Below are 25,576 nucleotides of genomic sequence, written 5' to 3'. Positions count from 1 at the left end.
ATTACGGAATTCATCCCATGAACCACATCGTTCTCAACCATCTTCGCAATGGCCAGTTCCATGAGGCCAAGACGCTCATCATGGACGCCGATCCCACGGAAAAGGCCCGCTGTCTGGCCGCCATCGAACCTTCCTACCGACTGGCCATCTTTTCTGAACTGCCTCCCAAGGATGCCGTGGCTACCTTTTTGCACATGGATGACGAGGAACAGGCGGGCCTGCTGGAGCACATGGGCAAGACGGAGGCGGCCCGTTTTGCCGCCCGCCTGCCCAGCTACACCATCGCCCGGGCCGTGTCCCTGCTTTCCCGCCGCTACGGCGATGAGCTGCTGGCCCTCCTGCCCGCCAAAAAACGGGAATCGGTACAGACCATCCTTCGCCACGATGCAGATAATGTGGTGCGGGTGATGCGTTCGGGTCATGTGGCGGTGACGGCGGACACCAGCGTGGCCGAGGCCATGGCACGGCTGCGGGGCATCGAGGATGGCCCGGAAGATATGGGGGCAGTGGTGTTTGTGACCAATGCCGAGGGAGAGTATCAGGGCCATGTCTCCCTGACCCGCCTGTTGCGGGCTGAACCCGGCACCCCCATCCGTACCCTGGTGAACGGGGAAGGGGTGACCGCCGGCACCCATGACAACAAGGTGGATGCCGCCCGCCTGCTGCAGCGCAGTGACCTGCCGGTGCTGCCGATACTGGATGATCAGCATCGTCTGGCCGGTGTGCTGTGCTTTAGCGATGCCATGGATGTGCTGGAAGAAGACGTTTCTGAAGATGTGTACAAGAAGGCCGGCATCGGGAGCATGGTGCACGCCAAGGATGTGGTGCGGTCGGAAAAGCTCACCTCCGGCCCCATCGGCTATTCGGTCAGGGTGCGGCTGGCCTTCCTGATGGTCACCCTGGCGGGTGGCCTGATGGTTGGGGGCGTGATCGACTTCTTCGAGGATACCCTGGCCGCTTTGGTGGCCCTGGCCATCTTCATCCCCCTGGTCATGGACATGGGCGGCAATGTGGGCACCCAGTCCACCACCATTTTCGCCCGTGGTCTGGCCCTGGGCCATATCAGCATGGAACGGTTCTTCCGCTCCCATCTGGTGCGGGAGGCCATGGTGGGTCTGGCCATGGCGTCGGTGATCGCGGTCCTGGCGGGCACCATCGCCTATTTCTGGCAGGGGGCGCCCAACGGGATTCCGCTGCTGGGGGTGGTGGTGGGCGTGGCCCTGTTCACCGCCGTGTTCACCGCTTCCATCCTGGGTTTCCTGCTGCCCTGGGTGATGGTCAAGATCGGTGTGGACCATGCCCCCGGCGCCGACCCGTTCATCACCACCATCAAGGACTTCACCGGCCTGGCGGTGTACTTCCTGATGGCCGCCTGGCTCCTGGGCGCCCATATTCCCGGTGGCGCCTGAACCGGCCCGCACACACGTCCACGCCTTCCAACACAAGAGTTCATCAAAATGAAAAAGCCCATGCAGCACAATCACATGCTCCGCGCCGGCGTCATCGGTGCCCTGATGACCGGCCTGATGTATGCGGGCCATGCCCAGGCCGAACTGACCTTCAATGTCGGTGCGTTCACCGACTACATCGACAATGGGGAATCTGTGTCCAACAATCACGCCGTGGTCCAGGGCGGGGTGGAATATGTCCATTCCGGTGGCCTGTTCCTGGGGGTTCAGGTGTCCACCCTGGGGGGGAAATGGCATGGGGCAGGAGGTGGCTCCCTTCTTTGGGGTGGCGTTCCCCATGGGGCCTTTGGAGCTGGAAATCGGTTATGAATATTTCCACTACTCGGAGCAGGACGATGCCGATGAAGGGGAGCTTTTTCTCGGCATTGGCCTGGGTCCGGTGACGGCAAGTGTCAGTTATGTGGTACATGCCGATGATGCCGATGCCGAAGGCAGCACGGTATATCTGATCGAAGGGGATTATGCCTTCATGCCCGACACCCGTGTACTGGCCGGGCTGGGGTACGATGATCCCAATGATGAATCCGGTGTCACCTTCTGGATGCTGGGACTGGCCAGGGAAAGCGGGCCGGGAGAAATTTCCCTGACCTATGCTTCCAGGGACGAAACTGGCGCCCAGTCGCTGTTCGTGGCGGGTTATACCATCAACTTCTGATCCGCCGAGTCTGTCCCCGTGACCATCCACGCCGATGGTCACGGGGCTGTTCAACAGTTCACAATGGCCCTTCGGAAGGGAGAATGCCATGGAACCGATCAATCTCATCGCCGGCATCCTGCTGATCCTGTTTGGCCTGCGGTTTTTGCGCAAGGGCTTTGCCCGCATCATGGGGGGTGACCTGCTGGACTGGCTGCAGGGCTTCACCCGCACCCGCGCCCGCGCCTTTGTGGGCGGTGTGGCCAGCGGCGCAGTGATGCCCTCCTCCACGGCCACGGCCATGCTCTCGGTACAGATGACCCGCCGGGGCAAGGTGGCCTGGAAGAATGTGCTGGCGGTCCTGCTGGGGGCACAGCTGGGCACCACGGTGCTGGTGCAGATGGTCTCCTTTGATCTGCAACACTATATCGGTCTGTTTCTTGCCGTGGGGGCCGGGCTGTTCCTGTTTGTGGAATCCAGCCGTCCTCGCGGTGTGGGGCAGGCATTGCTGGCCTTTGCCTTCATGCTCATGGGCATGGGTCTGCTGAGCGATGCCGCTACCAATCTGGGTGCCGATCCGGCGGTGGAGGCCCTGTTTGCCGCCCTGGGTCAGTTGCCCCTGCTGTTTCTGGTGGGCGCGGTCCTGCTGACTTTGATGGTGCAAAGTGCCACCGCATCCATTGCCGTGGCCCTGGCTCTGGTGGCCGGCGGCCAGATCACCCTGCCAATGCTGCTGCTGTGGGTATTGGGTGCCAATATCGGCCTGTGCCTGACGGTGTTGCTGGCCGGCTGGGGAGATCCCCAGGGCCGCCGTCTGGGACTGGCCATCCTGATGGTCAAGCTGCCCCTGGCTCTGGGAGTGGCCGGGTTGCTGTTGGGTGTGCCCCAACTGCCCCTCATGGTGCTGCCGGGTGAGTTGCCTCAGCAGGCGGCCTGGACCCATACCCTGTTCAATCTGCTGGCCTGTGGTGCCCTGTTTCTTGCCCCTACGCTGGAGCGCTGGGTCAGGACGCTGATTCCAGACAGCCCGGACCAGGGTAAGACCGGTACTCCAAGGCTGGACCCGCTGCTGCTGCAGAATCCCGCCCTGGCCATCAACGCGGCCCTGCGGGAAACCCTGCGTGTTTTCGATGCTCTGCACCTGATGGGTGACAGTGTGATGCAGGGGTTCAAGCAGAGGGCGCTGGATGATGGCCTGGAAGCGGACATTACCCGCCGCAGCCGGGAGGTGCAGATGGTTTGTCAAGAACTGACCGCCTTTCTGGATGCCATTCCCGATGATTCCCTCAATCGGGAGGATCAGGCCCTGAAGGATACCCTGGACGATTTCATGCGGGAGTTGCCCATGATCGTGCGCACCCTGGGGCCGGAACTCCATGACGAAGTCCGGCGGCTGCTGCAGGCGTCCCCCGAAGCCCTGGATGCGGCACAACCGCTGGTGCTGGATGCCGCGGCCCGCTTTACCCAGCAGATGAACACCGTGGCACGGATGCTGATGCGTGAACGCCCGGAACTGGGGCGCAAGATTCTGGAGCGCAAGCAGGACAACAGCCGCTGGTTGATTCAGGCCAAACGGGCCTATCCCGGCCTGCCCTATCCGGCCTGGGAGATTCTGGACGGTTTTCAGCAGCTCAATCGTCGCCTGAGCGGCGTGACCTACGTCTATTGCCAGGAAGAACAGGATGATCCAGCCCTGACAACGGCGGATGCGGTGGGATGAGGGTGGCGGACCGGGACCGGACACCAGAACATGGTGTCCGGGACGATTGTCGCAAACCCTACACAACCTCCGGTGGTTGATTGTTAAATCGCTTAAAAATCAATCCATTAAAAATAAAAACCAGACTGGCGCAGAATCTGCATCAAATCGTCGCCTGAGCGGCGTGACCTACGTCTATTGCCAGGAAGAACCGGATGATCCGGCCCTGACAACGGTGGATGCGGTGGGATGAGGGTGGCGGACCGGGACCGGACACCAGGAAAGGGTGTCCGGAAGGATTGTCGCAAACCCTACAACCCACCCCATTGACAATATTAAAAAGCCATTAAAATCAATTTATTAAACATTAATCAAAGGCTGGCGCAAAATCTGCTAAGAAATGCATCATCCATCCCCGTGGCTTGCCGACCACCCCACCCCATTTGAGGATTCTGACGATGCGCCTCAGCCGCCTATTGCTCACCCTTGTCCTGTTGCTGTCCAGCCTGTCCACCGCCACGGCCGCCGAATTGCGGGCGGCGGTGGCCGCCAACTTCCTGGGCACCCTGCAGACCCTCGTGGCCACCTACGAGGCCGAAACCGGACACAGGATCAACCTCAGCGCCGGGTCATCCGGCGCCCTCTATGCCCAGATCGTCAATGGCGCCCCCTTCGACCTGTTCTTTTCCGCCGACGTCCAGCGGGCCGAAGCACTGGTGAATGATGGCCTGGCCCTGGAGGACTCCAGGTTCACCTATGCCATCGGCATTCCGGTACTGTGGTCCAGCAAGCCGGATTTTCTGGAAGCTCCGGAAACGGTCCTGAGCAGCGGCAATTACCGCCATCTCAGCATCACCGATCCGCGCACCGCCCCCTACGGGGTGGCGGCCCAGCAGATCCTGGAGCATCTGGGTATCTGGGACACGCTGAATCAGCAAAGACGGGTGATCCGCGCCCAGACCATCACTCAGGTTTACGCTCAGGTTGCCTCCGGTGCCGCCGATCTGGGCTTTGTGGCCCTGGCCCAGTTGCAGGATGGGGAGGGCAACATGCCCGGTTCCCACTGGATACCGCCAGCCGAATGGTTCGATCCCATCGCCCAGCAGGCAGTGATTCTCAAGCGGGCCAGAAACAAGGCCGTTGCCCAGGATTTCATGGACTGGCTGCAGGGTGAGCAGGCGACCCGGATGATCGAGGCAGCCGGCTACACCACCCCCTGACCCAGGGGAGCTGCCCCATGTTCGGCATCAGCGACAATGATCTCACCGCATTATGGATCACCCTCAAGCTGGCTTTTATCAGCACCAGCATCCTCATGGTGCTCTGTGCGCCCCTGGCCTGGTGGCTGGCCCATACCCGGTGGCGGGGCAAGGTGATGATCGAGGCACTGGTGGCCATGCCGCTGGTGCTTCCACCCACGGTGATGGGGTTTTATTTGCTGATCCTGCTGGGTCCACGGGGTGCCGTGGGGGGCTTTCTGGAAGACATCGGCGTGGGCCATCTGGCCTTCACTTTCACCGGGCTGGTGATCGGTTCCATGATCTACTCCCTGCCCTTCGTGGTACAGCCCCTGCAAAACGCCTTTGCTGCCACCGGGGGTCGGGTGCTTGAAGCAGCGGCCACCCTGCGGGCAAGTCCTCTGGACCGGTTTTTTACCGTGGTACTGCCCCTGGCCCGCCGGGGCATCCTGACGGCGGCGGTGCTGTCCTTTGCTCATACCCTGGGAGAATTCGGTGTGATCCTGATGATCGGCGGCAACATCCCCGGCCAGACCCAGGTGGCCTCCATCGCCATTTACGACCATGTGGAGGCCATGGACTACGCCTCGGCCCACGCCCTGTCCCTGCTGCTGGTCTGCCTGGCCTTCATCCTGCTGATGAGCGTGTATGCCCTCAATCGCCGCTTCAAGGTGGTGGGGGTGGTGTCATGACCATCGAGGCGCGTTTTTTTCTGGATCGGGGTGATTTTACCCTGGATGTGGATCTGGTCATCCCCGGCCAGGGGGTCACCGCCCTGTTTGGTCGCTCCGGCTCCGGCAAGACCACGATCCTGCGCTGTCTGGCGGGCCTGGAGCGCATTCGAGAGGGGCGGCTCAGATTCCACGGCGAAACCTGGCAGGAAGGTCGGCGGTGGATGCCGGTACACAAGCGCCCCCTGGGCTACGTCTTTCAGGAGGCCAGTCTTTTCCCTCACCTCAAGGTGCGTGACAATCTGCTCTATGGATTCAAGCGACTGCGCCCGGACAGGCGCCGTCTGGCCCTGAACGATATATCGGCCCTGCTGGGTCTGGCCGATCTGCTGGACCGCTATCCAGACGCCCTTTCCGGTGGTCAGCGCCAGCGGGTGGCCATTGGCCGTGCCCTGCTCACCAGCCCGCAACTGTTGCTGATGGACGAGCCCATGGCTTCCCTGGACGTGACCAGCAAGGGGGAGATCCTGCCCTATCTGGAACGGCTCAGGGATGAGTTATCCATTCCGGTGGTCTACGTCAGCCATGCCATCGAGGAGGTGGCCCGGCTGGCGGATCATATGGTGTTGCTGGAGGCGGGACGGGTTCTGGCTCAGGGGCCATTGCAGACCCTGCTGACCCGCACCGATCTGCCCCTGGCCCACAGCGAACAGGCCTCGGCGATCATCGAAGGTACGGTGGCCGCCCACCACGTTTCTGATCACCTGACGGAGCTGGCCTTTGCTGGCGGCACCCTGCTGATTTCCCATCAGGCGCGGGCCGTTGGCACTCCCCTGAGGGCGCGCATTCTCGCCCGGGATGTGTCCGTGGCCCTGACCCGTCCCGATGGCAGCAGCGTACTCAATGCCCTTGAGGTCCGGGTCAGTGACATCAGTGATGATCCCCAACCTGGATATGTGATTCTGACTCTGGATACCGGTGGCCAGCCCCTGCTGGCCCGTGTTAGCCTGCGTTCCTGCCGTCAGCTCGCGCTGGCAAAGGGTCAGACCGTATGGGCCATGGTCAAGGGCGTGGCGGTGGCTTGAACCTGTTTCACGCCCGGCGCGGGAAGGCATCCTGTTCAGAGCCTTGATTTCTCCCCAATGCCCTGGCTCGACGGACTGGGACGTGGATGATCTGGCCGGGGTTCGCGTGGTGGACAGCACAAGTCTGCGCAAAACGGTGGGCGAAGGGGGGCGGCACCCGTGTCTTCGAAACCGGTGTCGGCCATGCCGTGACTCAAGTTGGCCTACGTGATGGGGGCTGAAGCTTACCAGTCACCGGGAGGGGGGTTACTTGCCAGAAAATTGACGGCTTCGCGGAGGATTTTCTCGGCGGTTTCTTCCCTGGCTTGACAGCGCCCGGCCCAAGCTCGCCCTGGATGCACCACATCCCAGCGCGGGCGCAGACCCGCATGCCGCCCCTTCCCGGGATCGTGGTTGCCGAATCCATCCAGGACCGAGTTCCAGAGCGGGTTGAACTTCGCAATAAGCAATGATTCTCCAAGTGGAATCCAGATATCGTCGACAATCAGGTAACGACAATAAAAGTCGTTAATATCCAGATTTTTAACTTCCTGGATACTTTTCCCGTGCTGAGCCAATCGACTGAACAGAACGGCTCCGGGACTCGTATCCAAGCTGCCGCTGCCCTTTCGGGCACCCTTCGGCACGGCCTTACCGACATAGATCGGCGCCGCAAAGCGATCATCCCTGTTGCACGCGGCAATTCCCTGATAAGCCTCGAAGTTGCCGGTATAGTAAATCGCGTAAATTCCCGCCCCTCGAAACCTGGAGAGTTTTGCCATGGGGACGACCGGCTGCCGAAGCATGGCTTGGCCAACGCTTTCGCCGAGATGACGCTTGTCCAGGGGATTGAACGGAATGACCTTATCATCCGTCATGCCTTGATCCTTTCCCGCCGCTGCTCAAGCATCCGCGCACGGATTGCCGTTTCGGCGAGTTGTTCCGCCACGGACGCGGCAACAATCCTCGCCAAGGCCACCGGCACGGCATTGCCTAGCTGGCGCATGATTTCCGTCCACGAGCCATGAAATATATAACCATCCGGAAAAGTCTGCAGTCGGGCTGACTCGCGCACGGTGAAATAACGAACTCCACCATCATCGCGCACCATCATGTTTTCCCCACCGGGTACGCCATGGTCGCCGGCCTTCAAAGTCTTGGCTGGCAGATCAAGTGGACTTCCCGTGTGTCCCGGGTAGGCGCGGGCACCATCCTGGAAATGGTGATTCATGAAATTATCCGGTGTACACAAGCGCGGGTCGGGTAAGTCCCACAAGGCATCGCGAACAGTTCGCCAAGGTTTCTCACCCGGAGGGAATAAACAGGAGGCGAGTCGGGCAACCCGCTTTTCCAGGCGAGCGGGGATGTCGGGGCGGTTCCGCTTGGCAATTTCATGCCGTTCCCAGTAGTCACCGGTAATCCATTGGGATACCAACAGGGCATCAAGGCTGTGGGTTGGGCGAGGAAAGGACCACTCAACTCCGAGATCGGAACGGAAACCCACCAAGAAAACGCGTTCCCTCTTCTGAGGGACACCATAATCCGCCGCATTCACAAGCGTGGGGATCACATGGTAGGTCAAGCCTTGGAGATGGCCGCCGCCCGAAGTCTTCACCCCCTGCAGACGCTTGAGGTGATCCAACCAAGTTTCATTACCGCGCCTGGCAATCTCGGGAAACTCCAGTTGCAGCAAGATATACTGAAAATAATTGGAAAAACTTGACCGGGTCAGTCCCTTCACATTCTCGATGATGAACGCCTTGGGACACAGGCAGCGCACAATGTCGACGGTGGCCGGAAACATGTCGCGCTTGTCGCCAAACGCCTTGTGACGACCGCCCATGGAAAATGGCTGACAAGGTGGGCCACCGGCAACAAGATCGACGCACTCGGAAATGGCGCTCCAATCAAAATCACGCACATCGCCGTTCCAAAGGGGCCAGTCACGCACCAAGGGGTAGTCGCGGCGCTGATTCTCGCGAATGGTATCGCACGCCCACTTATCCCATTCGACGACCGCCAGGGATTCGAAACCGGCAAGGGACACCCCCATCGCCAGCCCGCCCGCGCCCGCAAAGAGTTCAACCGCCTTCATGATCTTGGTTTCCTGTTTCATGGTCCAAAAATCCCTTTATTTTTTCAGCGGTTCCCTCCAGGTCAGCCACTTGGCACTCCCACACGATAAGCACCCGCCAACCCAGTTCCCGCAGACGCCGTTGATTGTTTTCATCACGAAGCCTGTTGCCTTCCAGTTTTGCCTCCCAGAACTCCACCCGGGACTTCGGAAGCCTCGCCAGAGCACAGCCACGATGGCGGTGCCAGAAGCAGCCGTGCACGAATATTACCGCCCAGCGAGATGGGAAAACCAGATCAGGACACCCAGGAAGGTCCCTCCGATGTAACCGGTAGCGGTATCCCATGCCATGGACAAGGCGACGAACCCGCATTTCCGGCTTGGTGTCCTTGGAGCGAACACGCGACATCCTTTCACTACGCTCGCGGGATGTTAAGGTGTCGCTCAAGAACCCACCCTATCGAGTCAGTCACCCCAAGAATATCGGTCTGATCATCGTGCCGTTGCTGCTGGCGCTGGGCACCTAGCATCGGGCCGCAAGGCCCGACAAGCCCGGAAGGCTCGTGAACAGACCGGGGATCTGCCGGTGCCGCTGCTGGCGGTGGTGGTGTTCATCGTGGCGACCTCCCAGGTCCATCTGGTGGTGGGCGCCCTCCCCCTGCTGCTGCATCTGCTGCTGATTTTCACCCTGTTCCTGCTCGCGGCGGGATGGCTGGCCTGGGCAATGAGCAGGCTGTTCCGATTACCCCCGGAACAGGGCCGGGTCCTGGCTTTCAGCTTCGGGACCCGTAACTCTTTCGTGGTATTGCCGCTGGCCCTGGCGCTGCCGGCTTCCCTTGAGGTGCCCGTGGTGGTGATCGTGTTCCAGAGTCTGGTGAACTGCTGGGGATGGCCGTCTTCCAGTGGTGGGTTCCCAAACGCCTGTTTCGCAATGAGGGAAAGAATATGGGCAATCCGGCATGATTCGGTTATGGTGCAACCCTGTTTTGCAACGATTTGATCCTTGATCAAGTTATCCAGGTCCGATCTCTGAACGCTTTTTGCTCCGGTTGATCAAACGTGTGCGCGGCAATGGATCAATCGGCCCGTGACTGGATTCCCGCTTGGGCGGGAATAGCTTGCTCACAACATCCTTGAGGTATCCCACTTCCATGAACACCCCGGTCAAACGTCCCTGGTATCGCTCACGTCAGCCCAGCTACCGGATCGCCGCCGTCGGTGTGCTGCTGCTGATGGCCGGCAGCCTGGGCATTCATCTGGCCCTGGGCCATCTGGAGGGGATCTTCCGGCAGCTGGTGGTGCTGTTCTCCGCCCCCGGCCTGCCCATGGGCTGGTGGTTCATCACCATGTCCACCTGGAATGCGGGACGGGTGAAGAAACTCATCATCCAGGGCAGCGCGGGCATCGCCTTTTTGGTATTGGGGGCGTGGTTCTTCTTTGGTCCCTACCGGGGCGCCATGCTGATGAGTCTGCTTATGCTCTGCCTGGCCGGCTTCCACTTTTATCTGGCGACCCGCAGGGGGCCGCCCGCACCGGACCGGCACTCCCTGCGCTCCAGTTGAAACGGGCTTTGCCCTTTCCTTCACTCCACCCCCATTAAACCGACTTAGAATCTCATCATGCGCATCGCACTGATTCAGCATTCCAACACGGACAATACCCGCTCCAACCTGGATAAAAGCCTGCGAGGCATCCGCGAGGCTGCCGCCCAGGGGGCGGAACTGGTCATCCTGCAGGAACTGCACACCGGCCTGTATTTCTGCCAGACGGAGGATACCGAATTATTCGATCTGGCCGAGCCGATTCCCGGCCCCAGCACCCAGGCCCTGTCCGAGGTGGCGGCGGAACTGGGGGTGGTGATCGTCGGTTCCCTGTTCGAGCGACGTGCCCCCGGCCTGTATCACAACACCGCCGTGGTACTGGACAGCGACGGGCGCCTGGCCGGGGTCTATCGCAAGATGCATATCCCGGACGATCCCGGCTATTACGAGAAGTTCTACTTCACGCCGGGGGATCTGGGTTTCGAGCCGGTGGACACCCGAGTGGGACGCCTGGGCGTGCTGGTGTGCTGGGATCAGTGGTTCCCGGAAGCGGCACGACTGATGGCCCTGGCCGGAGCGGAACTGCTGATCTACCCCACCGCCATCGGCTGGGACCCCAATGACACCGCCGATGAACAGGCCCGGCAGCGGGACGCCTGGATCACCGTGCAGCGCGCCCACGCCGTGGCCAACGGCATTCCGGTGGCCGCCTGCAACCGGGTAGGGTTCGAGGCGGACCCGTCCGGAGTGACCGCCGGCAGTCAGTTCTGGGGATCCAGCTTCGTTTGCGGCCCCCAGGGAGAATTCCTGGCCCAGGCCTCGGACAGCCAGGAACAGGTCCTGGTGGTGGATGTCGACAAGGCCCGCAGTGAGGCAGTGCGGCGAATCTGGCCGTATCTGCGGGATCGCAGAATTGATGCCTATGGGGATCTTCTCAAGCGATATCGGGACTAATGTCGCGACGGAAATGGAGAATCAATCCCAGAAAACTCTGCCTTTCGTCAATCACAACCGGCTTATTATCGTTATGATGGAGAGCCGTCATCCAACCAAGGAGTACGTCACTGATGAATCTGGAAGAACTCAAGAACATGGGCCCCAATGACCGTCTGATCCGTCTGGTGGTCGGTCTTGGTCTGATTGCCATTGTATTTGTCGGACCTCAAACCACCTGGGGCTGGCTGGGTCTGATCCCACTGGCCAGTGCGCTCATGAGCTGGTGTCCCGCCTATACCCTGCTCAACATCCGCACCGACGACAGGGAATCCTCCTGACCAGTCGCTGCCCCGCCATGCGGGGCAGCCCCCCCCGACACCCCATCCGGGTATAATCTGTCCTCGCTCATCAAGCCGTCGGGCCGCAGTCAGGATGGATCAGTCAAACACCTTCACCCCCCTTACCCCCCCCGCCCTGCCCCATAAAAACCAAAATGCCCACTGGGGGCAGTTGTGTGGCGCTGCCCTGGGGCTGGCCATAGCCGCCGCCCTGGAACGACATGGGGGGCTGAGCGTCGTGGTCACCCCCGATACCCAGACCGCCGAGCGCCTGGAACTGGAACTGGGGTTTTTCCTGGGAGGCACCCAGGACATCCTCGTCCTCCCGGACTGGGAAACCCTGCCCTACGATGTTTTTTCTCCCCATGAGGACATCGTCTCCCGACGCCTGGAAACCCTGTTCCGGTTACCGTCCCTCCGGCAAGGCGTCCTGATCATCCCGGTGACCACCCTGATGCAGCGGCTGGCCCCCAGGGCCTGGTTGCAGTCCCAGTGTCTGCTTCTGTCCCAGGGAGAGTCCATCCAGCGGGAACAGCTGCGCAGTGGCTTTGAAGAAGCGGGTTACCGGCATGTGAATCAGGTGATGGAGCATGGTGAATACGCGGTCCGTGGTGCCCTGCTGGATGTGTTTCCCATGGGCAGCGAGGTGCCTTATCGCATCGACCTGATGGATGACGAGATCGAGTCCATCCGCACCTTTGACCCGGAAACCCAACGTTCCAGGGACACGGTCACCCAGGTGCGTCTCCTGCCCGCCCATGAGTTCCCCCTTAACGAGGCCGGCATCAAGGGTTTTCGCCAACGCTATCGCACCCTCATTGAAGGCGACCCCCAGGCCAGCCTGATCTATCGGGAAGTGAGCCAGGGGGCCGCCCCGGCGGGGATCGAATACTACCTGCCCCTGTTCTTCGACCACACCGAGACCCTGTTCGACTACCTGCCCGACAACACCCTGTTCATCCAGGCCGGGGACACGGAAGCGGCAGCCCAGGGGTTTGCCGATCAGGTGGCCCATCGCCATGAGCAGCGTCGCCATGACCGGGAACGGCCCCTGCTCCCCCCCGACAGCCTGTTTCTGACCCCGGAAACCCTGTCCCGGCAATGGGCACGGAGCCGGTGCCTGCAGATCCAGGCCAGGGCACTGCCGGATACCGGACCGGGCCTGTGCAACATGGACACCGCCCCCCTGCCCGATCTGCAGATTCATCCCCGCCAGAACGCACCTGCCCAGGGCCTGCAACGGTTTCTGGAGGGTTTTGACGGACGCGTCCTGTTCACCGCCGAATCCGCCGGACGACGGGAAGTGCTGCTGGACACCCTGCGCCCCTTCGGCATCCTGCCCACCCCTGTGGATTCCTGGCAGAGCTTTTTGACCGTAGAACAGCCCCTGTGCCTGACCGTGGCGCCCCTGGACGAGGGTCTGTTCCTGCCTGAAACCGGTCTGGCCATTCTCACCGAGGCCAGCCTGTTCGGTCAGCGGGTCAGCCAGGAACGACGGCGCAACCGCCCCACCCGGGACGCGGATGCGGTCATCCGCAATCTGACGGACCTGCATCCCGGCGCCCCCGTGGTCCATGAGGACAACGGCGTGGGCCGTTATCTGGGCCTGCAGACACTCACCGTCGGCGGCCAGGAAACCGAGTTTCTCACCCTGGAATATGCCGGCGGTGACAAGCTGTATGTGCCCGTCTCCTCCCTGCACCTGATCAGCCGGTACACCGGTGCCGATCCGGAGCAGGCCCCGCTGCACAAGCTGGGTACGGATACCTGGGCCAAGGCCCGGCGCAAGGCGGCGGAAAAGGCCCGGGACGTGGCGGCGGAGCTATTGGACATCTATGCCCGGCGGGCCGCCCGCAAGGGGTATGCCTACCAGCCCCACGGTGATGAATACGCCGCCTTTGCCGCCGCCTTCCCGTTCGAGGAAACCCCGGACCAGTTGTCCGCCATCGAGGCCGTGCTGGCGGACATGGCGTCCGAGCGCCCCATGGACCGGGTGGTCTGCGGTGACGTGGGCTTCGGCAAGACCGAGGTGGCCATGCGTGCCGCCTTCGTTGCGGTCCAGGACGGCAAGCAGGTGGCGGTGCTGGTACCCACCACCCTACTGGCCCAGCAGCACGACCAGAATTTCCGCGACCGTTTCGCCGACTGGCCCATCCGCATCGAGTCCATGTCCCGGTTCCGTTCCCAGAAACAGCAGCAAGCGGTGATGGAAGGCCTGGAAGACGGGCGCGTGGATATCGTCATCGGCACCCACAAGCTGATCCAAGGCAATCTCAAGTTCAAGAACCTGGGGCTGGTGATCATCGACGAGGAACAGCGTTTCGGGGTGCGACACAAGGAGCGGCTCAAGGCCCTGCGGGCCGAGGTGGACATGCTCACACTCACCGCCACCCCCATCCCACGCACCCTCAATATGGCCCTGTCGGGACTCAGGGATCTGTCCATCATCGCCACCCCGCCGGAAGAACGACTGGCCATCAAGACCTTCGTCAGCCAGCGCAACGATGCCCTGATCCAGGAGGCCTGCCTACGCGAGATCCGGCGCGGCGGTCAGGTCTACTACCTGCACAATCAGGTGGACACCATTGACAAGGCCGCCCGCGAACTGGCGGAACTGCTCCCTTCCGCCAGCATCGGCATCGCTCATGGACAGATGCGGGAGAAGGAACTGGAACAGGTGATGCTCGACTTCTACCACCGGCGCTATAACATCCTGGTGTGTACCACCATCATCGAGACCGGCATCGACGTGCCCACGGCCAATACCATCATCATGGACCGGGCGGACAAGCTGGGGCTGTCCCAGCTGCACCAGCTCAGGGGCCGTGTCGGGCGCAGTCACCACCGGGCCTATGCCTATCTCATCACGCCCCACCCCTCCGGCATGACACGGGATGCGGTCAAGCGCCTGGAAGCCATCGAATCCCTGGAAGACCTGGGGGTGGGCTTCACCCTGGCCAGCCATGACCTGGAAATCCGGGGCGCGGGGGAACTGCTGGGGGATGAACAAAGCGGCCAGATCCAGGAAATCGGCTTCACCCTCTACAACGAACTGCTGGAACGGGCGGTGAAGGCCCTCAAGGAAGGCAAGGTCCCGGACCTGGACACCTCCACCGGCGACACCACCGAGGTGGACCTGGGTCTGCCGGCCCTGCTGCCGGAGGATTATGTGCCGGATGTCCATGGCCGCCTGATCCTCTACAAGCGACTGGCCAGTTGCCGGGATGAAGCCCAGCTACGGGACATGGAAGTGGAAATGATCGACCGCTTCGGGCTGTTCCCGCCCCAGGCGAAAAACCTGGTGGAGGCCACCCGGCTCAAGCTCAAGCTGCAGCCGCTGGGGGTGCGCAAGCTGGAACTGGGGCCTCAGGGGGGACGATTGCGCTTTCATCCGGACCCGGCGGTGGATCCTGCCGATGTCATCCGCCTGATCCAGTCCAATCCCCAGGGGTATCGGCTCGACGGCCCTGACCAATTCAGGTTCTTCGAGCCCATGGACACCCTGGAACAGCGGGTGCAGGCGGTGCTCAGGCTGGTGAACGCCCTGAGCCCGAAGCAGGCTGCCGCCTGAGGCGGCAGCCTCGCCGGATCAACTGCGACCGTAGGTATCCTGGAAGCGGACGATGTCATCCTCTCCCAGATAACTTCCCGACTGCACTTCGATCAGTTCCAGGGGGATCTTGCCCGGGTTTTCCAGGCGATGGGTGATACCCAGGGGGATGAAGGTGGACTGGTTCTCCGTGAGCACGAACACCTCCTCCCCCCGGGTGATCCGCGCCGTGCCCCGCACCACGATCCAGTGCTCGGCCCGGTGATAATGCATCTGCAGCGAGAGGGTCTGTCCCGGCTTGACCGTGATGCGCTTGACCTGAAAACGATCCGAAGCATCAATGCGCTCATAGGTGCCCCAGGGTCGGGCCACGCAGCGGTGAATATCCGCCTCCTCACGACCACGGGACTTGAGCCGGGCCACCACTTCCTTGACCTCCTGATCCCGGTCCTTGTGCATCACCAGCACCGCGTCCGCCGTTTCCACGATCACCAGGTCTTCCACCCCCACGGCGGCCACCAGACGCTGATTGCCGTGGACATAGCAATTTCTGGCCCCCACGGTGATCACATCCCCCTGGGTCAGATTGCCGTCGGCATCCCGCGCCCCCACCGCCCACAGGGAGGCCCAGGAACCCACGTCGCTCCAACCGGCCCGCAGGGGCACCACCACGGCCCGCCCGGTCTTTTCCATCACCGCATAGTCGATGGAATCGCTACGGCAGGTGGCAAAGGCATCCCGATCCACCCGCAGGAAGTCCATGTCTGCTTGGGCGGATTCCAGTGCCTTGCGGCAGGTGGCAAGAATATCCGGTGCGTGGGTCTCCAGCTCCTGCAAAAACACCGAGGCCCGGAATACGAACATGCCGCTGTTCCAGAAATAGTCGCCGCCGGCAAGATAACCTTCCGCCGTCTGCTGATCCGGTTTTTCCACGAATTCCAGTACCGGCAAGACCCCTGCCTCTTCCGTGCCGTGACCGGCACGGATATAGCCATAGCCGGTATGGGGCTCGGTGGGGACAATGCCAAAAGTGACCAGATCACCCGCTTCTGCCCGCATTCGGGCCGTGGACAATGTACGGCGAAAGGCGTCTACATCGGCAATCACATGATCCGCCGGCATCACCAGCAGCACCGGATCAGCGCCGTCCTGTACCTGTTCCAGGGCAGCCAGCGCCACCGCCGGCGCCGTGTTACGGCCCACCGGCTCCAGAATGATCCGGGCCGGCTGCACCCCCATGGCACGCAGTTGTTCGGCCACTAAAAAGCGATGATCCTCGTTACAGACCACCACCGGTCGCCCCAGATCATCCCCCTGGGGCAGGCGCGCCAAGGTGGCCTGCAGGAGGGTGCTTTGGGGGTCCGCCAGGGGCAGGAACTGTTTGGGAAAAAGCTGGCGGGACATGGGCCAGAGCCGTGTACCCGCACCACCGGAAAGTATCAAGGGAATCAAATGGATATCTCCTGCAAAACGTATCCTCAGCCGGCCACCGATGGGGTTAGCTTCCCCTGGGCCGGTCACTCATCAGGATGCCAATCCAGCGAGTGTCTGGCTTGGACTCCAGCGCCAGTTTGGCAATCATGGTCAGGGGAATGGACAGCAACATGCCCACCGGCCCGAATACCCATCCCCAGACCAGCAAGGACACCAGCACCACCAGGGGCGACAGGCCCAGGGTGCGCCCCATGAGCTTGGGTTCGAGTATGCTGCCGATACCCACATTAACCACCACATAAAGGATCAATACCAGGATGGCTTCCGTCCCGCCCAGTCCCAGCAAGGCAATCAGCACCGCCGGGGCGGCAGCAATAATGGAGCCAATGGTCGGAATGAAATTCAGCAGTCCCGCCAGAATGCCCCAGAGAATGGCAAAATCCACACCGATGAGGCTCAACCCGATACCGACCAACAGGCCAGTGGCGATGCTGGCGCCCGTCTTGATGGCCAGATAACGATAGACAGAGCGCAGGAAACGACGGGTTCTGACCCTGGCACGGCGGCGACCGGGAAAAGCAGCATTGAGTTTGGCCGCCAATACCCGCTCCTCCATCAGCAGAAACATGAAAGCCAGCAATACCAAAAAGGTGCTGGCGGTAAACTGCCCCAGTCCTCCGGCAATGGCCCTGGCTGCGTTGGTGATGGTGGCGGTGGCGGGCAGGGCCGGTTTTTCTGGTAACACATCCTCCGGCAAGCCTCGTGCTTCAGCCAATCCCCGCAGATGTTCCAGCCAGCCGGTCAGCCGCATCTGGTATAGGGGCGCCTGAACAGCAAGACTTTCCGCCGCGTCCCTGAGCGCCAGAAACAGCAGAAAAAAGGTAAACCCCACCACCGAAAACAGGACGAGCACCGCCAATGCCCCCGGCACACCCCGTCGCTGCATCCAGGCCAGCGGCGGTGCGCAAATAATCGCCAAAAAGGCTGCCATCAAAAAGGGGGTGAGAATATGACTGACCGCCTTGAGTCCACCCAGTACGATCACGGCAGCAGCAGCACCCAGCAACCAGTGCCAGGTCGTAAAACCATCCATGACCAGCTCTCGATTCTTGATCACCGCCCCCACCTCGCAGGAACTTGCTATGCAATACAGATCATAGGCTCAAAATGAAACAGGGGACCCGAAGGTCCCCTGTTCACCCGATTCCCTTCGGGTCGTTCAACCAATGGAACTGGCCTTATCCTTCAGCAGCCGTTGCAGCGTCATCGGCGGCAGCGCTGGTGGTGGCCGCAGGTTGGTCACCACGGTGGTTCACCCGGTTCAGCTCCGGATAATCCTTCAGCATCTGCGCACGATCCAGCGGCAACTGCAGGCCGTTATGGCAGGTGGCACAGTTGGTCTTGGGTGCATCACCCAACGGACCCAGACGGTAGTCCGGATACTCGGGCTGGAGCGGATTCAGGTACTGATTGTTCAGCGCCCGAACCAACTCGATACCGTGCCAAGCCGTCACACGCTGGGGTGGGCTGGTTTCCCACTCCGGGAAGTTATTGGTGTTATGGCAGGTGGTACAGTTGGCACCCAGGGCCACCGAGAAGTGGATCATCAGACCATGTACCCACTCGGCATCCATCAGGTTGTACGGATTGTCACCCATCGGCAACGAGGTCCGCGGCGTGATCCGAATGTTCTTCGGCTCGTCACCCTGCAGGAAGGGTGTGAAGACATCATTCGGCAGCGACGAGGAAGCTACGTTGGTACCGGCCAGGTTCTGACCCATACGGCTGGCGGCAAAACCACCGGCCTGCTGCATGCCCGGATCTTCGTACCAGATGTTCTCCGGCACCGGGTTGCCCATGTGGCAGGTGTAACAGGTCACACCAGTCTCGCCCACGTGAGCGGTCCATTCCTGGTTGATGGTGTAGGTCATCTCCAGCATGCGACGGGAAACAATCTTCGTGTAGACATTTTCGTCGGCGAAGTTGCCCGGCGTATGGCAGTAGTTACACCCTTCCTCGGGGGACACCCAAGCAGTGATGGCGTTCATCAACCGGTTGAACTCGGAGATGTTCAGATCACCCAGCACCTTCACGTTTTCGTAGATGTCACCGGCCAGGGGGCCGGCGGCAGCCGCGGGACGCTCAGGCTCTGGAATCTCCATACCACTACGCTTCATGGCTTCCAGATGGCGCTTGGTCACCTGCTCCATACCCAGACCGCGATAACCGGTCTGCTCGGTTTCGATCCCGATGGGCATTTCACAGCCGGTCATCAGGAGCGCGGCACCGGCAAGTGCCGCCACTGTCGTCGTTTTATGCGTCATCGTTTTCATTGAGACATCCCTTGAAGCGTGGCCGGGTCTACGACATTAGGATGTACGATCGGGTAGGACGGCGCCACGCCGTGATCGATCGCCCAAAGATACCAGTTGTCGACTACCGTGCCAGTGAGCAGAATGCCAATGCCGCCAGTGATCGGGACGAGGACCGCAAACCACCAGGCCCAGCGGTGGATGGATTCCATGGTGGCATTAAAGCCCATGGTCCAGCGCCAGAACAGCATGGCTCTGTCGGAAGCCGTACCACGGTCGGTGATTTGCTCGATTTCGCGCTCACCGCCATACCGGCCCACTGCCAGCACCGTTGCACCGTGCATGGCAAACAGCACAGCAGAACCATACAGGAAGGCAATGCAGAGCATGTGGAACGGGTTGTAGTACAGATTGCCGTACTTCAGAGAGAACGCCGTGGTCCAGTCAAGGTGCGGGAAGATGCCGAACGGCACTGCTTCGGACCAGTCACCCATCAGGATCGGGCGGAAGAAGCCAAGGCTCAGATACAGGAAGATCGCCGCAGCAAACGCCCAGGCCACATGGGTACCCAGGTTGAGTGCACGGGCGCGACGGTAGACCCGCACCCACCACAGCAAGATGGAAGTGGTCAGGAAGAAACCTGCCATCAGCCACCAACCACCCTCAGCCAGCGGTGGAATCCCCAGACCGTATTCAGCCTGCGGCGGTTCCAGTCCCAGCCAGAACAGCTGGCGGATGAACTGGATGACATCCCAGTTGACCTGGGCCAAGAAGTTGAAACCAATGATCAGGATGGCGATCAAACCAAACAGGATGGATGCCAGTCCGGTCCAGCCCAGGTAAATCGGCCCAATCTGGGCGTTACCTAGTTTGCCGGCCCAATAGAACAGCAGCGGCTTCCCGATGCGTTCACGATCACCATTCGGCAAGGGTACGCCGGCCTCAGGCTCTGCCTGGACCTGCACCCGGTTAAATATGTTCTGGTATTCGGCCATTGTGGTCCCCTTACATTAAGCCCAGATAGGAAGGTCAAGCCACCAGTTCCACCATTCCGGCCAGCTCTGCGTCCAGAAGGGACCGCTGATGATGATACAGACGGCACTCCAGAAGGCGGCGCTCAGGGCCAGGAACAGACCCAGACGGTGAATACCCAGAGAACCGATGGAATAACCGACCACATCGCGGAAGAAGGTGTCTTCGTATTCAGGCGTCTTGACCGTTTCACCCTTTTTGGGGTTGGTCACGGACAGAATGAGACCACCATGCATGGACAGGGCCAGGGCCGTGGTAAAGAAGAAGGCAATGGCCAGCATGTGAGCCGGGTTGTAGTGGAAGTGCAGGAACTGATAACCGGTGTTGGACACCCAGTCCAGATGACTCATGATGCCGTAGGGGAAACCGTGACCCCAGGCACCCAGCAGCACCGGACGAATGACAACCAGCGCAAAATAGGCAAAGACCGCCACGGAAAAGGCGATCGGAATATGCAGTCCCATACCCAGTTTACGGGCAATCTCAGCCTGGCGCAGGGCCCAGGAGATGAATGCACCCAAGGCACAGATCGTGATCAACTGCCAAAGCCCACCCTCGGCAAGGGGTGCAAAGCCAAGGCCATAACTCAGGTCAGGGGGATTGATACTGATCTGCCAGATGTTCCAGGTTGGGCCCATGGCCGCACCCCAGATAATCAGGAGTGTACCCAGCAGCGCGAAAAACGCTGTCAGGACTCCAAAAAATCCGACGTAGAATGGACCAACCCAGAAGTCAAATAGGTCGCCTCCGATCAACGTCCCCCCGCGTACGCGGTATCTTTTTTCAAAGCTCAGCATGGACATTCCTAGAACCTCCGGTCAGGTAAGGCATAGGCCGGAGATTCCGGCCCTAGCCCTATACTCTCAACACGCTTGTTAGCGAAGGGCCGAGGGTGCCGGGCGGGACCGGCAACTTCACCGATACCCGCCCATCACCTGTGGCTACAGACGCTATCAGGACAGTGCTGAACCGCCTTCCTGAGCCTGCAGAGTCGCTTCGACAGCCGACGCAGAGTGCATCCAGTTGAACCGCTCGGTGCTCAACAGGATGAAGTGGATCAGCAGCGCAAGCACAGCCAGGAATGTGAACAGGGCAACCAGCGCTCTGCGCGGATCGAACAGCAGCCAAACACGCCACATGTTGAAATCTCCTATGTTTTTAGGGAACTACTTCTACTACTTCGGTTCGAAAGACGCGGTACGACCTACACCCCCTGGGGGGTGTGAAGTCTTACCAGGCCACGCCCCAGGGACGCCACATCCAGGCCAGAACGTGAGCAACGGCAGCAACGGCCAGGAAGCCCATCATGCTGGTCATGAACACACCGTGGAATTCCATGGCTTCGTCTTCGGTGAGCCCAGAGAGCGAACCTTTCGTTTCGTCAACCATTTAAATACCCTCCAAATGAGCCTTATTGGCAAACACCGCGTTGACTCAACGCGATCACGACCGTCATGGAAAAACTGCCTCCACAACGAAACTCACGACCGTGTCACCTGTCCAATCCTTCAAACACCCGGTTGAACCGGTGATGACATGAAGACATGAACAACACTCTGTACACGCTTCATTCACGATCGACCCTTGACCTCCCGTTACTCTGGGAGATCAGGGCGACTTCGCCCTGCGATACTGCCTGCACAGGCGGCGACGCCCAGAAAACCTTAAATCCTGCATCCTGCCCAGTGGTGGGGGTGTGCCAGCCTAAGCCACTTCCCCGCGGGTATGTGTGACCCGATCCACGGTAATCCTGTCTTCGCCTTCCCGCCTTGCAGCTGCCTCAATGGCATCCCGCAGGCGCTTGGCAGCAGAGATCCGTGCCACAAGCGGATAAGCCTCTACCAGTCTGTCCAGGGCGGCCTTGGCTTCATCATCCCAAGGCAATTCCCGGTGCAGCCGTGACGGTGTGGCATCCACCTTGTCCAGTTCCGTCCCCAGGGGCAGGATATGGAACAGCGCATCAAACAGCGCGTTACACACTTCCTGGACCAGATACGTTGCCCCGGCGTAACCCATGAAGGGGGTACCGGTGTGGCGCCGTATGATCGCCCCAGGGAAGGAGGCTGGCACATACATCGCCCTCCCTCCGATCTCCGCCAGATACATGCGTTCGTTATAGCTGCCGAACAGTACCAACGGTGTCTTTTCATGAATGGCCTTGCGTACCACCTGGTTATCCGGCTTTGCCCCGGCGCTGCGCGCGAAGGCAAAATTGCAAGGCATTCCCATCTCATCTTCCAGGAAGTGTCTGATCCCCCTGGCGTAAGTTTCGGTGGCGACGACCCCAAAGGTCGCGGTACCGAAGAAATCCTGTGTCACTGACCGCCACAGATCCCAAAGGGGCTTGGCCGTCGTATGTTTTTCCTTCTCGATGAACGGTTCCGGGTCCAATCCCAGCAGTTCACCCAGTTTTCTCAGGAACAAGGTGGTGCTATGTAGACCTACAGGCGCCTGCAGATAGGGCCGCTCCAGGGTCTCGCACAACAACCTGCCAAATTCCCGGTACATGCAGATGTTGACTTCAGCATCTGCCAGTCTGGGTACCTCGGCCAGATGACTCCCCAGGGGGAACACCATGTTGACCTCGGCACCGATACCCTCCACCAGGCGGCGAATCTCCGCCAGATCAGAAGGCATGTTGAAGGTGCCATACATGGGACCGATGATGTTGACTTTCGGTTTTTCCCCGGCCTTGCGAGTTTTCAGGGCCGGCACCTTCTTGCTTCCGAATTCAGTCCAGAGCCAGTTTAGGGCTCTATCCGCACTCTGCCACTGATCCTCGTCAATAGTCCGCGGAAGAAACCGCTGAATATTTGTGCCTTCAGGGGTCACACCCCCACCAATCATCTCGGCAATGGAGCCCGTCACCACCACAGTGGGCAAATCCGGGTCCAGAGTCTGGTGGGCACGCTTCATGGCGGCCTCGGTGCCCGTCTGCCCCAGTTCCTCTTCCCCAAGCCCGGTCACGACTACCGGCAGTTCATGAGGTGGCAGAGCATCGGTGTAATGCAGTACCGATGTCACCGGCAGGTTTTCGCAGCCGACAGGGCCGTCAATAATGACCTGCAACCCCTTGACGGCGGTAAAGGCGTAGACCGAACCCCAGTATCCTCCCGCACGATCCAGATCCAGGATGAACATCAGCGCATCTCCCCCGGACCATTCTGGCTCGCGGCGCGCTGACGCTGGCGTTTCATGCGCTCACGAAATTCGGGGTGATCCTGAGGCGTTGTCTCCCAGACGCCGGTGGCGTGACCTTCCCCCACGCCCTCAAAGAAGGCTTTCATGCGATCAAAGCGGACCTGGTTGGACAGGGCGGCGTTGACCACCTGGGCCAGGGAACCTGCACCCGCAGGCCCCATCAGGGGACGGGCGGAAATGAGGTTGGTGAAATACAAGGCGGGAATACCCTTCTCTTTTGCCTTTTGCACCACCGGTGTTGTGCCGATGGCCAGGTTGGGAGCAAATTCTTCGATGGCAGCCAGATCCTGCTCCAGTGAAGCGCGAAACTGCACCCGTACTCCCTTGCTTTCCAGCCAGTCACGATCGGCATCGGACCAGCGGGTTCTGGGGCAGGCAGTGCCCACATAAGGGACATCCGCGCCGCTTTCTATCAGCAGTCGCGCCACCAGCAATTCCGAGCCTTCGTAACCCGACAGGGTAATGCGGCCCTTGATCGGGGCGCCGGACAGGGCACCATTGATGGCGGGCAGAAAACGATTCTTGGCGGCATCAACCGCACTGCGGGCCACGCCGCAGGCTTCACCGATGGCCTCCAGCCAGGCGGCGGTGCCGTCATAGCCCACGGGGGCAGACCCGACCACGTCACGACCGGCTTCATTCAACTCCCGCACGCAGGAGGTATAAAAGGGATGGATGGCAGCACCCACGGCGCAATCCAGGGCAGCGTACAGTTCACGCCATTCCCGGGTGGGCACCACGGGACCCGCAGCAAGGCCCAGGGGTTCGAGCATGGCGGCAATGCCCACCGGATCGGCGGGGAACATTTCCCCCATCAGGGTGACCGTTGGTTTGTCCTTGCGTCCGTCACGGGGCGCCTGTACCGGCCCCTGTTCAGCCTCACCACGGGCATAGCGCAACATGGCGCCTGCCAGAATATCCTTGGCCTCGGCATGGGTGGACACCCCAAAACCAGGGACATCAATCCCGATGATACGTACCCCGTTGATTTCCTTGGGCAGCAGTCGTAACGGCACCCCGGAGGCGGTGGGCACACACAGGTTGATGACCACCACGGCATCATTCAGCGCCGGATCAGCCACCTGATATACGGATTCGCGGATATCCTCGAACAGCTTGCCGGTCACCAGGGTTTCGGAATCGAAGGGCACATATCCGACGGTGCGACGGGCACCATAGAAATGAGAAGTGAAACTCAAGCCATACACACAGCAGGCAGAACCGGAGAGGATGGTGGCCGTGCGGCGCATGCGCAACCCTACCCGCAGCGAACCAAAGGCTGGACACATGCTCTGGGGCTGATCATGGGGGCCGGCAGGATGATCCCGACCACCGTGACAACCGGACCCGGCGGAAGCCATCGTCTCCATGGCTGGGCGATGTCCGTCAGACATCGTCATAGATCACCTCAAGGGACGGCTTCTTGATCATGGCATGGCCATGGACATCTTCCCAGGTGGCAGGTTCGAGCACCACGTCCCGGCCCACTTCGTCACTGGAGAACAGGCCCAGCAATTCGTCCTGGGTCAGCGGCTTGGGGCGCTGGGGCGGGGCCTGGGCCACTTGAACAGCCAGGGCCTCGAACAGCGGTCCCCACTCGCCATCGGGATGGGCGACGATCTGGTAATTGGCGCTTTTTCTGCGGATGTCTTCGTTGGCGGGGATGGACGCCAGGATGGGAATGCCGGCGGCCTGGGCAAAGGCCTGGGCCTCGCCGGTGCCGTCATCCTTGTTGATGACGATGCCCGCCACCCCTACGTTGCCTCCCAGGCGACGGAAATATTCCACTGCCGAGCAGACGTTGTTCACCACATAGAGGGATTGCAGGTCATTGGACCCCACAACGATGACTTTCTGGCACATGTCCCGGGCGATGGGCAGACCAAAGCCGCCACAGACCACGTCCCCCAGGAAGTCCAGCAGCACATAGTCAAATCCCCAGTCATGGAAACCCAGTTTTTCCAGGATTTCAAAACCGTGGATGATGCCGCGCCCGCCACAACCACGCCCGACTTCCGGGCCACCCAGTTCCATGGCAAAGACGCCACCCCGCTTGAAGCAGACATCACCGATTTCCACTTCTTCACCCGCCAGTTTTTTACGGGCGGCGGTTTCAATGATGGTGGGGCATGCCTTGCCGCCAAACAGCAAGGATGTGGTATCACTTTTGGGGTCACAGCCAATGAGCAAAACACGCTTGCCCTGCTGGGCCATCATGTAGGAGAGGTTCGACAGGGTAAAGCTTTTGCCAATACCACCCTTGCCATAGATTGCAATGATCTGGGTTTCTTTGGCTGCACCACTTTGCACGGATTCATCCCCTTCAGGAAGGATCGTCTCCGCTGCCGACCGGGAATCCATGGATTTCCTGATCGTATCAACG

General features: G+C 60.8%; 23 protein-coding genes and 2 pseudogenes. 12 read left to right on the top strand and 13 right to left on the bottom strand.

The features are described from left to right. The first annotated feature begins 17 nt into the window (after positions 1-17). From mgtE to modC, 7 genes and pseudogenes are all read left to right on the top strand, one after another. On the top strand, positions 18-1,409 hold the full coding sequence (gene mgtE / locus BMX62_RS02285) for a magnesium transporter (protein ID WP_090203467.1): 1,392 nt from the start codon (positions 18-20) through the stop codon (positions 1,407-1,409). A gap of 60 nt (positions 1,410-1,469) precedes the next feature. Then, positions 1,470-2,124: pseudogene (locus BMX62_RS13350) on the top strand (TorF family putative porin). A gap of 88 nt (positions 2,125-2,212) precedes the next feature. Continuing rightward, entirely contained in the window at positions 2,213-3,823 is a 1,611-nt protein-coding gene (locus BMX62_RS02275) for a Na/Pi cotransporter family protein (RefSeq protein ID WP_090203462.1), read from the top strand. Positions 3,824-3,869: 46 nt separating this feature from the next. Continuing rightward, complete coding sequence (locus tag BMX62_RS12870) at positions 3,870-4,055, top strand: hypothetical protein (protein ID WP_162273484.1); 186 nt, start codon at positions 3,870-3,872, stop codon at positions 4,053-4,055. Positions 4,056-4,260: 205 nt separating this feature from the next. Further along, a complete protein-coding gene (modA, locus tag BMX62_RS02270; RefSeq protein ID WP_090203460.1) occupies positions 4,261-5,022 on the top strand; it encodes a molybdate ABC transporter substrate-binding protein in 762 nt (253 codons plus the stop codon). A gap of 17 nt (positions 5,023-5,039) precedes the next feature. Continuing rightward, positions 5,040-5,732: a molybdate ABC transporter permease subunit gene (gene modB, locus BMX62_RS02265; RefSeq protein WP_008932191.1), complete on the top strand. Its 693-nt coding sequence runs from the start codon at positions 5,040-5,042 to the stop codon at positions 5,730-5,732. Continuing rightward, positions 5,729-6,796 carry a molybdenum ABC transporter ATP-binding protein gene (gene modC, locus BMX62_RS02260; RefSeq protein WP_090203455.1) on the top strand — a complete coding sequence of 356 codons (1,068 nt, stop codon included), beginning with the start codon at positions 5,729-5,731 and terminating at the stop codon, positions 6,794-6,796. The genes modB and modC overlap by 4 nt, the downstream gene beginning before the upstream one ends. Positions 6,797-7,020: 224 nt before the next feature. Here the strand turns inward: modC and BMX62_RS02255 are convergent, their stop codons facing one another. From BMX62_RS02255 to BMX62_RS02245, 3 genes are read right to left on the bottom strand one after another with little or no spacing between them, the layout of a single operon-like run. Beyond that, on the bottom strand, positions 7,021-7,653 hold the full coding sequence (locus BMX62_RS02255) for an Eco29kI family restriction endonuclease (RefSeq protein ID WP_090203452.1): 633 nt from the start codon (positions 7,651-7,653) through the stop codon (positions 7,021-7,023). Then, the gene (locus BMX62_RS02250; RefSeq protein ID WP_238375807.1) at positions 7,650-8,891 is read right to left on the bottom strand and encodes a DNA cytosine methyltransferase; all 1,242 of its coding nucleotides are present in this window, start codon (positions 8,889-8,891) and stop codon (positions 7,650-7,652) included. Before BMX62_RS02250 ends, BMX62_RS02255 begins: the two co-directional genes overlap by 4 nt. After that, positions 8,857-9,258, bottom strand: coding sequence for a very short patch repair endonuclease (locus tag BMX62_RS02245; protein WP_238375811.1), 402 nt, complete (start codon positions 9,256-9,258; stop codon positions 8,857-8,859). Before BMX62_RS02245 ends, BMX62_RS02250 begins: the two co-directional genes overlap by 35 nt. A gap of 102 nt (positions 9,259-9,360) precedes the next feature. Between BMX62_RS02245 and BMX62_RS02240 the strand changes: the two are divergent. From BMX62_RS02240 to mfd, 5 genes and pseudogenes are all read left to right on the top strand, one after another. Further along, positions 9,361-9,812: pseudogene (locus BMX62_RS02240) on the top strand (arsenic resistance protein); the annotation flags it as partial. 188 nt (positions 9,813-10,000) lie between these two features. Then, positions 10,001-10,411, top strand: a complete 411-nt coding sequence (locus BMX62_RS02235) for a hypothetical protein (protein WP_090203443.1) — start codon at positions 10,001-10,003, stop codon at positions 10,409-10,411. Between the two features lie 57 nt (positions 10,412-10,468). Further along, positions 10,469-11,344 (top strand): carbon-nitrogen hydrolase, encoded by an 876-nt coding sequence (locus BMX62_RS02230; RefSeq protein WP_090203440.1) that lies wholly within the window; start codon positions 10,469-10,471, stop codon positions 11,342-11,344. A gap of 113 nt (positions 11,345-11,457) precedes the next feature. After that, complete coding sequence (locus BMX62_RS02225; RefSeq protein WP_090203437.1) at positions 11,458-11,664, top strand: YgaP family membrane protein; 207 nt, start codon at positions 11,458-11,460, stop codon at positions 11,662-11,664. 94 nt (positions 11,665-11,758) lie between these two features. Beyond that, complete coding sequence (gene mfd, locus BMX62_RS02220; protein WP_090203432.1) at positions 11,759-15,235, top strand: transcription-repair coupling factor; 3,477 nt, start codon at positions 11,759-11,761, stop codon at positions 15,233-15,235. A gap of 18 nt (positions 15,236-15,253) precedes the next feature. Here mfd and BMX62_RS02215 read toward each other — a convergent pair whose 3' ends face one another. The 10 genes from BMX62_RS02215 to BMX62_RS02170 form a co-directional block, all read right to left on the bottom strand. Further along, positions 15,254-16,666, bottom strand: a complete 1,413-nt coding sequence (locus BMX62_RS02215; protein WP_090203429.1) for a mannose-1-phosphate guanylyltransferase/mannose-6-phosphate isomerase — start codon at positions 16,664-16,666, stop codon at positions 15,254-15,256. A gap of 46 nt (positions 16,667-16,712) precedes the next feature. Beyond that, a complete protein-coding gene (locus tag BMX62_RS02210; protein ID WP_090203426.1) occupies positions 16,713-17,765 on the bottom strand; it encodes an AI-2E family transporter in 1,053 nt (350 codons plus the stop codon). A gap of 121 nt (positions 17,766-17,886) precedes the next feature. Continuing rightward, positions 17,887-18,972 carry a photosynthetic reaction center cytochrome PufC gene (gene pufC, locus BMX62_RS02205; protein WP_238375805.1) on the bottom strand — a complete coding sequence of 362 codons (1,086 nt, stop codon included), beginning with the start codon at positions 18,970-18,972 and terminating at the stop codon, positions 17,887-17,889. Positions 18,973-18,977: 5 nt separating this feature from the next. After that, a complete protein-coding gene (gene pufM / locus BMX62_RS02200; RefSeq protein WP_090203418.1) occupies positions 18,978-19,955 on the bottom strand; it encodes a photosynthetic reaction center subunit M in 978 nt (325 codons plus the stop codon). Between the two features lie 15 nt (positions 19,956-19,970). Further along, on the bottom strand, positions 19,971-20,795 hold the full coding sequence (gene pufL / locus BMX62_RS02195) for a photosynthetic reaction center subunit L (RefSeq protein WP_090203414.1): 825 nt from the start codon (positions 20,793-20,795) through the stop codon (positions 19,971-19,973). Between the two features lie 150 nt (positions 20,796-20,945). Then, a complete protein-coding gene (gene pufA / locus BMX62_RS02190) occupies positions 20,946-21,131 on the bottom strand; it encodes a light-harvesting antenna LH1, alpha subunit (protein ID WP_008932825.1) in 186 nt (61 codons plus the stop codon). Positions 21,132-21,222: 91 nt separating this feature from the next. Then, positions 21,223-21,381, bottom strand: coding sequence for a light-harvesting antenna LH1, beta subunit (gene pufB, locus BMX62_RS02185; RefSeq protein WP_008932826.1), 159 nt, complete (start codon positions 21,379-21,381; stop codon positions 21,223-21,225). 315 nt (positions 21,382-21,696) lie between these two features. Beyond that, positions 21,697-23,133, bottom strand: coding sequence for a chlorophyllide a reductase subunit Z (gene bchZ / locus BMX62_RS02180; RefSeq protein ID WP_090203411.1), 1,437 nt, complete (start codon positions 23,131-23,133; stop codon positions 21,697-21,699). After that, a complete protein-coding gene (gene bchY / locus BMX62_RS02175; protein WP_090203508.1) occupies positions 23,133-24,563 on the bottom strand; it encodes a chlorophyllide a reductase subunit Y in 1,431 nt (476 codons plus the stop codon). The genes bchZ and bchY overlap by 1 nt, the downstream gene beginning before the upstream one ends. 16 nt (positions 24,564-24,579) lie before the next feature. Then, positions 24,580-25,554, bottom strand: coding sequence for a chlorophyllide a reductase iron protein subunit X (locus tag BMX62_RS02170; protein ID WP_090203408.1), 975 nt, complete (start codon positions 25,552-25,554; stop codon positions 24,580-24,582). Positions 25,555-25,576 lie beyond the last annotated feature (22 nt).

The organism is Ectothiorhodospira magna, assembly GCF_900110965.1.
In the GTDB taxonomy this organism is placed as follows: domain Bacteria; phylum Pseudomonadota; class Gammaproteobacteria; order Ectothiorhodospirales; family Ectothiorhodospiraceae; genus Ectothiorhodospira; species Ectothiorhodospira magna.
Note: the sequence above shows the minus strand (reverse complement) of the source record. Positions and strands in the feature narration are given on the sequence as shown.

Excerpts from the sequence above, each read along its gene's own strand:
- mgtE (WP_090203467.1), top strand. The coding sequence starts at position 18 with ATGAACCACATCGTTCTCAACCATCTTCGCAATGGCCAGTTCCATGAG.
- BMX62_RS02275 (WP_090203462.1), top strand. The coding sequence starts at position 2,213 with ATGGAACCGATCAATCTCATCGCCGGCATCCTGCTGATCCTGTTTGGC.
- modA (WP_090203460.1), top strand. The coding sequence starts at position 4,261 with ATGCGCCTCAGCCGCCTATTGCTCACCCTTGTCCTGTTGCTGTCCAGC.
- modB (WP_008932191.1), top strand. The coding sequence starts at position 5,040 with ATGTTCGGCATCAGCGACAATGATCTCACCGCATTATGGATCACCCTC.
- modC (WP_090203455.1), top strand. The coding sequence starts at position 5,729 with ATGACCATCGAGGCGCGTTTTTTTCTGGATCGGGGTGATTTTACCCTG.
- BMX62_RS02255 (WP_090203452.1), bottom strand. The coding sequence starts at position 7,653 with ATGACGGATGATAAGGTCATTCCGTTCAATCCCCTGGACAAGCGTCAT.
- BMX62_RS02250 (WP_238375807.1), bottom strand. The coding sequence starts at position 8,891 with ATGAAACAGGAAACCAAGATCATGAAGGCGGTTGAACTCTTTGCGGGC.
- BMX62_RS02245 (WP_238375811.1), bottom strand. The coding sequence starts at position 9,258 with ATGTCGCGTGTTCGCTCCAAGGACACCAAGCCGGAAATGCGGGTTCGT.
- BMX62_RS02235 (WP_090203443.1), top strand. The coding sequence starts at position 10,001 with ATGAACACCCCGGTCAAACGTCCCTGGTATCGCTCACGTCAGCCCAGC.
- BMX62_RS02230 (WP_090203440.1), top strand. The coding sequence starts at position 10,469 with ATGCGCATCGCACTGATTCAGCATTCCAACACGGACAATACCCGCTCC.
- BMX62_RS02225 (WP_090203437.1), top strand. The coding sequence starts at position 11,458 with ATGAATCTGGAAGAACTCAAGAACATGGGCCCCAATGACCGTCTGATC.
- mfd (WP_090203432.1), top strand. The coding sequence starts at position 11,759 with ATGGATCAGTCAAACACCTTCACCCCCCTTACCCCCCCCGCCCTGCCC.
- pufC (WP_238375805.1), bottom strand. The coding sequence starts at position 18,972 with ATGACGCATAAAACGACGACAGTGGCGGCACTTGCCGGTGCCGCGCTC.
- pufM (WP_090203418.1), bottom strand. The coding sequence starts at position 19,955 with ATGGCCGAATACCAGAACATATTTAACCGGGTGCAGGTCCAGGCAGAG.
- pufL (WP_090203414.1), bottom strand. The coding sequence starts at position 20,795 with ATGTCCATGCTGAGCTTTGAAAAAAGATACCGCGTACGCGGGGGGACG.
- pufA (WP_008932825.1), bottom strand. The coding sequence starts at position 21,131 with ATGTGGCGTGTTTGGCTGCTGTTCGATCCGCGCAGAGCGCTGGTTGCC.
- pufB (WP_008932826.1), bottom strand. The coding sequence starts at position 21,381 with ATGGTTGACGAAACGAAAGGTTCGCTCTCTGGGCTCACCGAAGACGAA.
- bchZ (WP_090203411.1), bottom strand. The coding sequence starts at position 23,133 with ATGTTCATCCTGGATCTGGATCGTGCGGGAGGATACTGGGGTTCGGTC.
- bchY (WP_090203508.1), bottom strand. The coding sequence starts at position 24,563 with ATGGAGACGATGGCTTCCGCCGGGTCCGGTTGTCACGGTGGTCGGGAT.
- BMX62_RS02170 (WP_090203408.1), bottom strand. The coding sequence starts at position 25,554 with ATGGATTCCCGGTCGGCAGCGGAGACGATCCTTCCTGAAGGGGATGAA.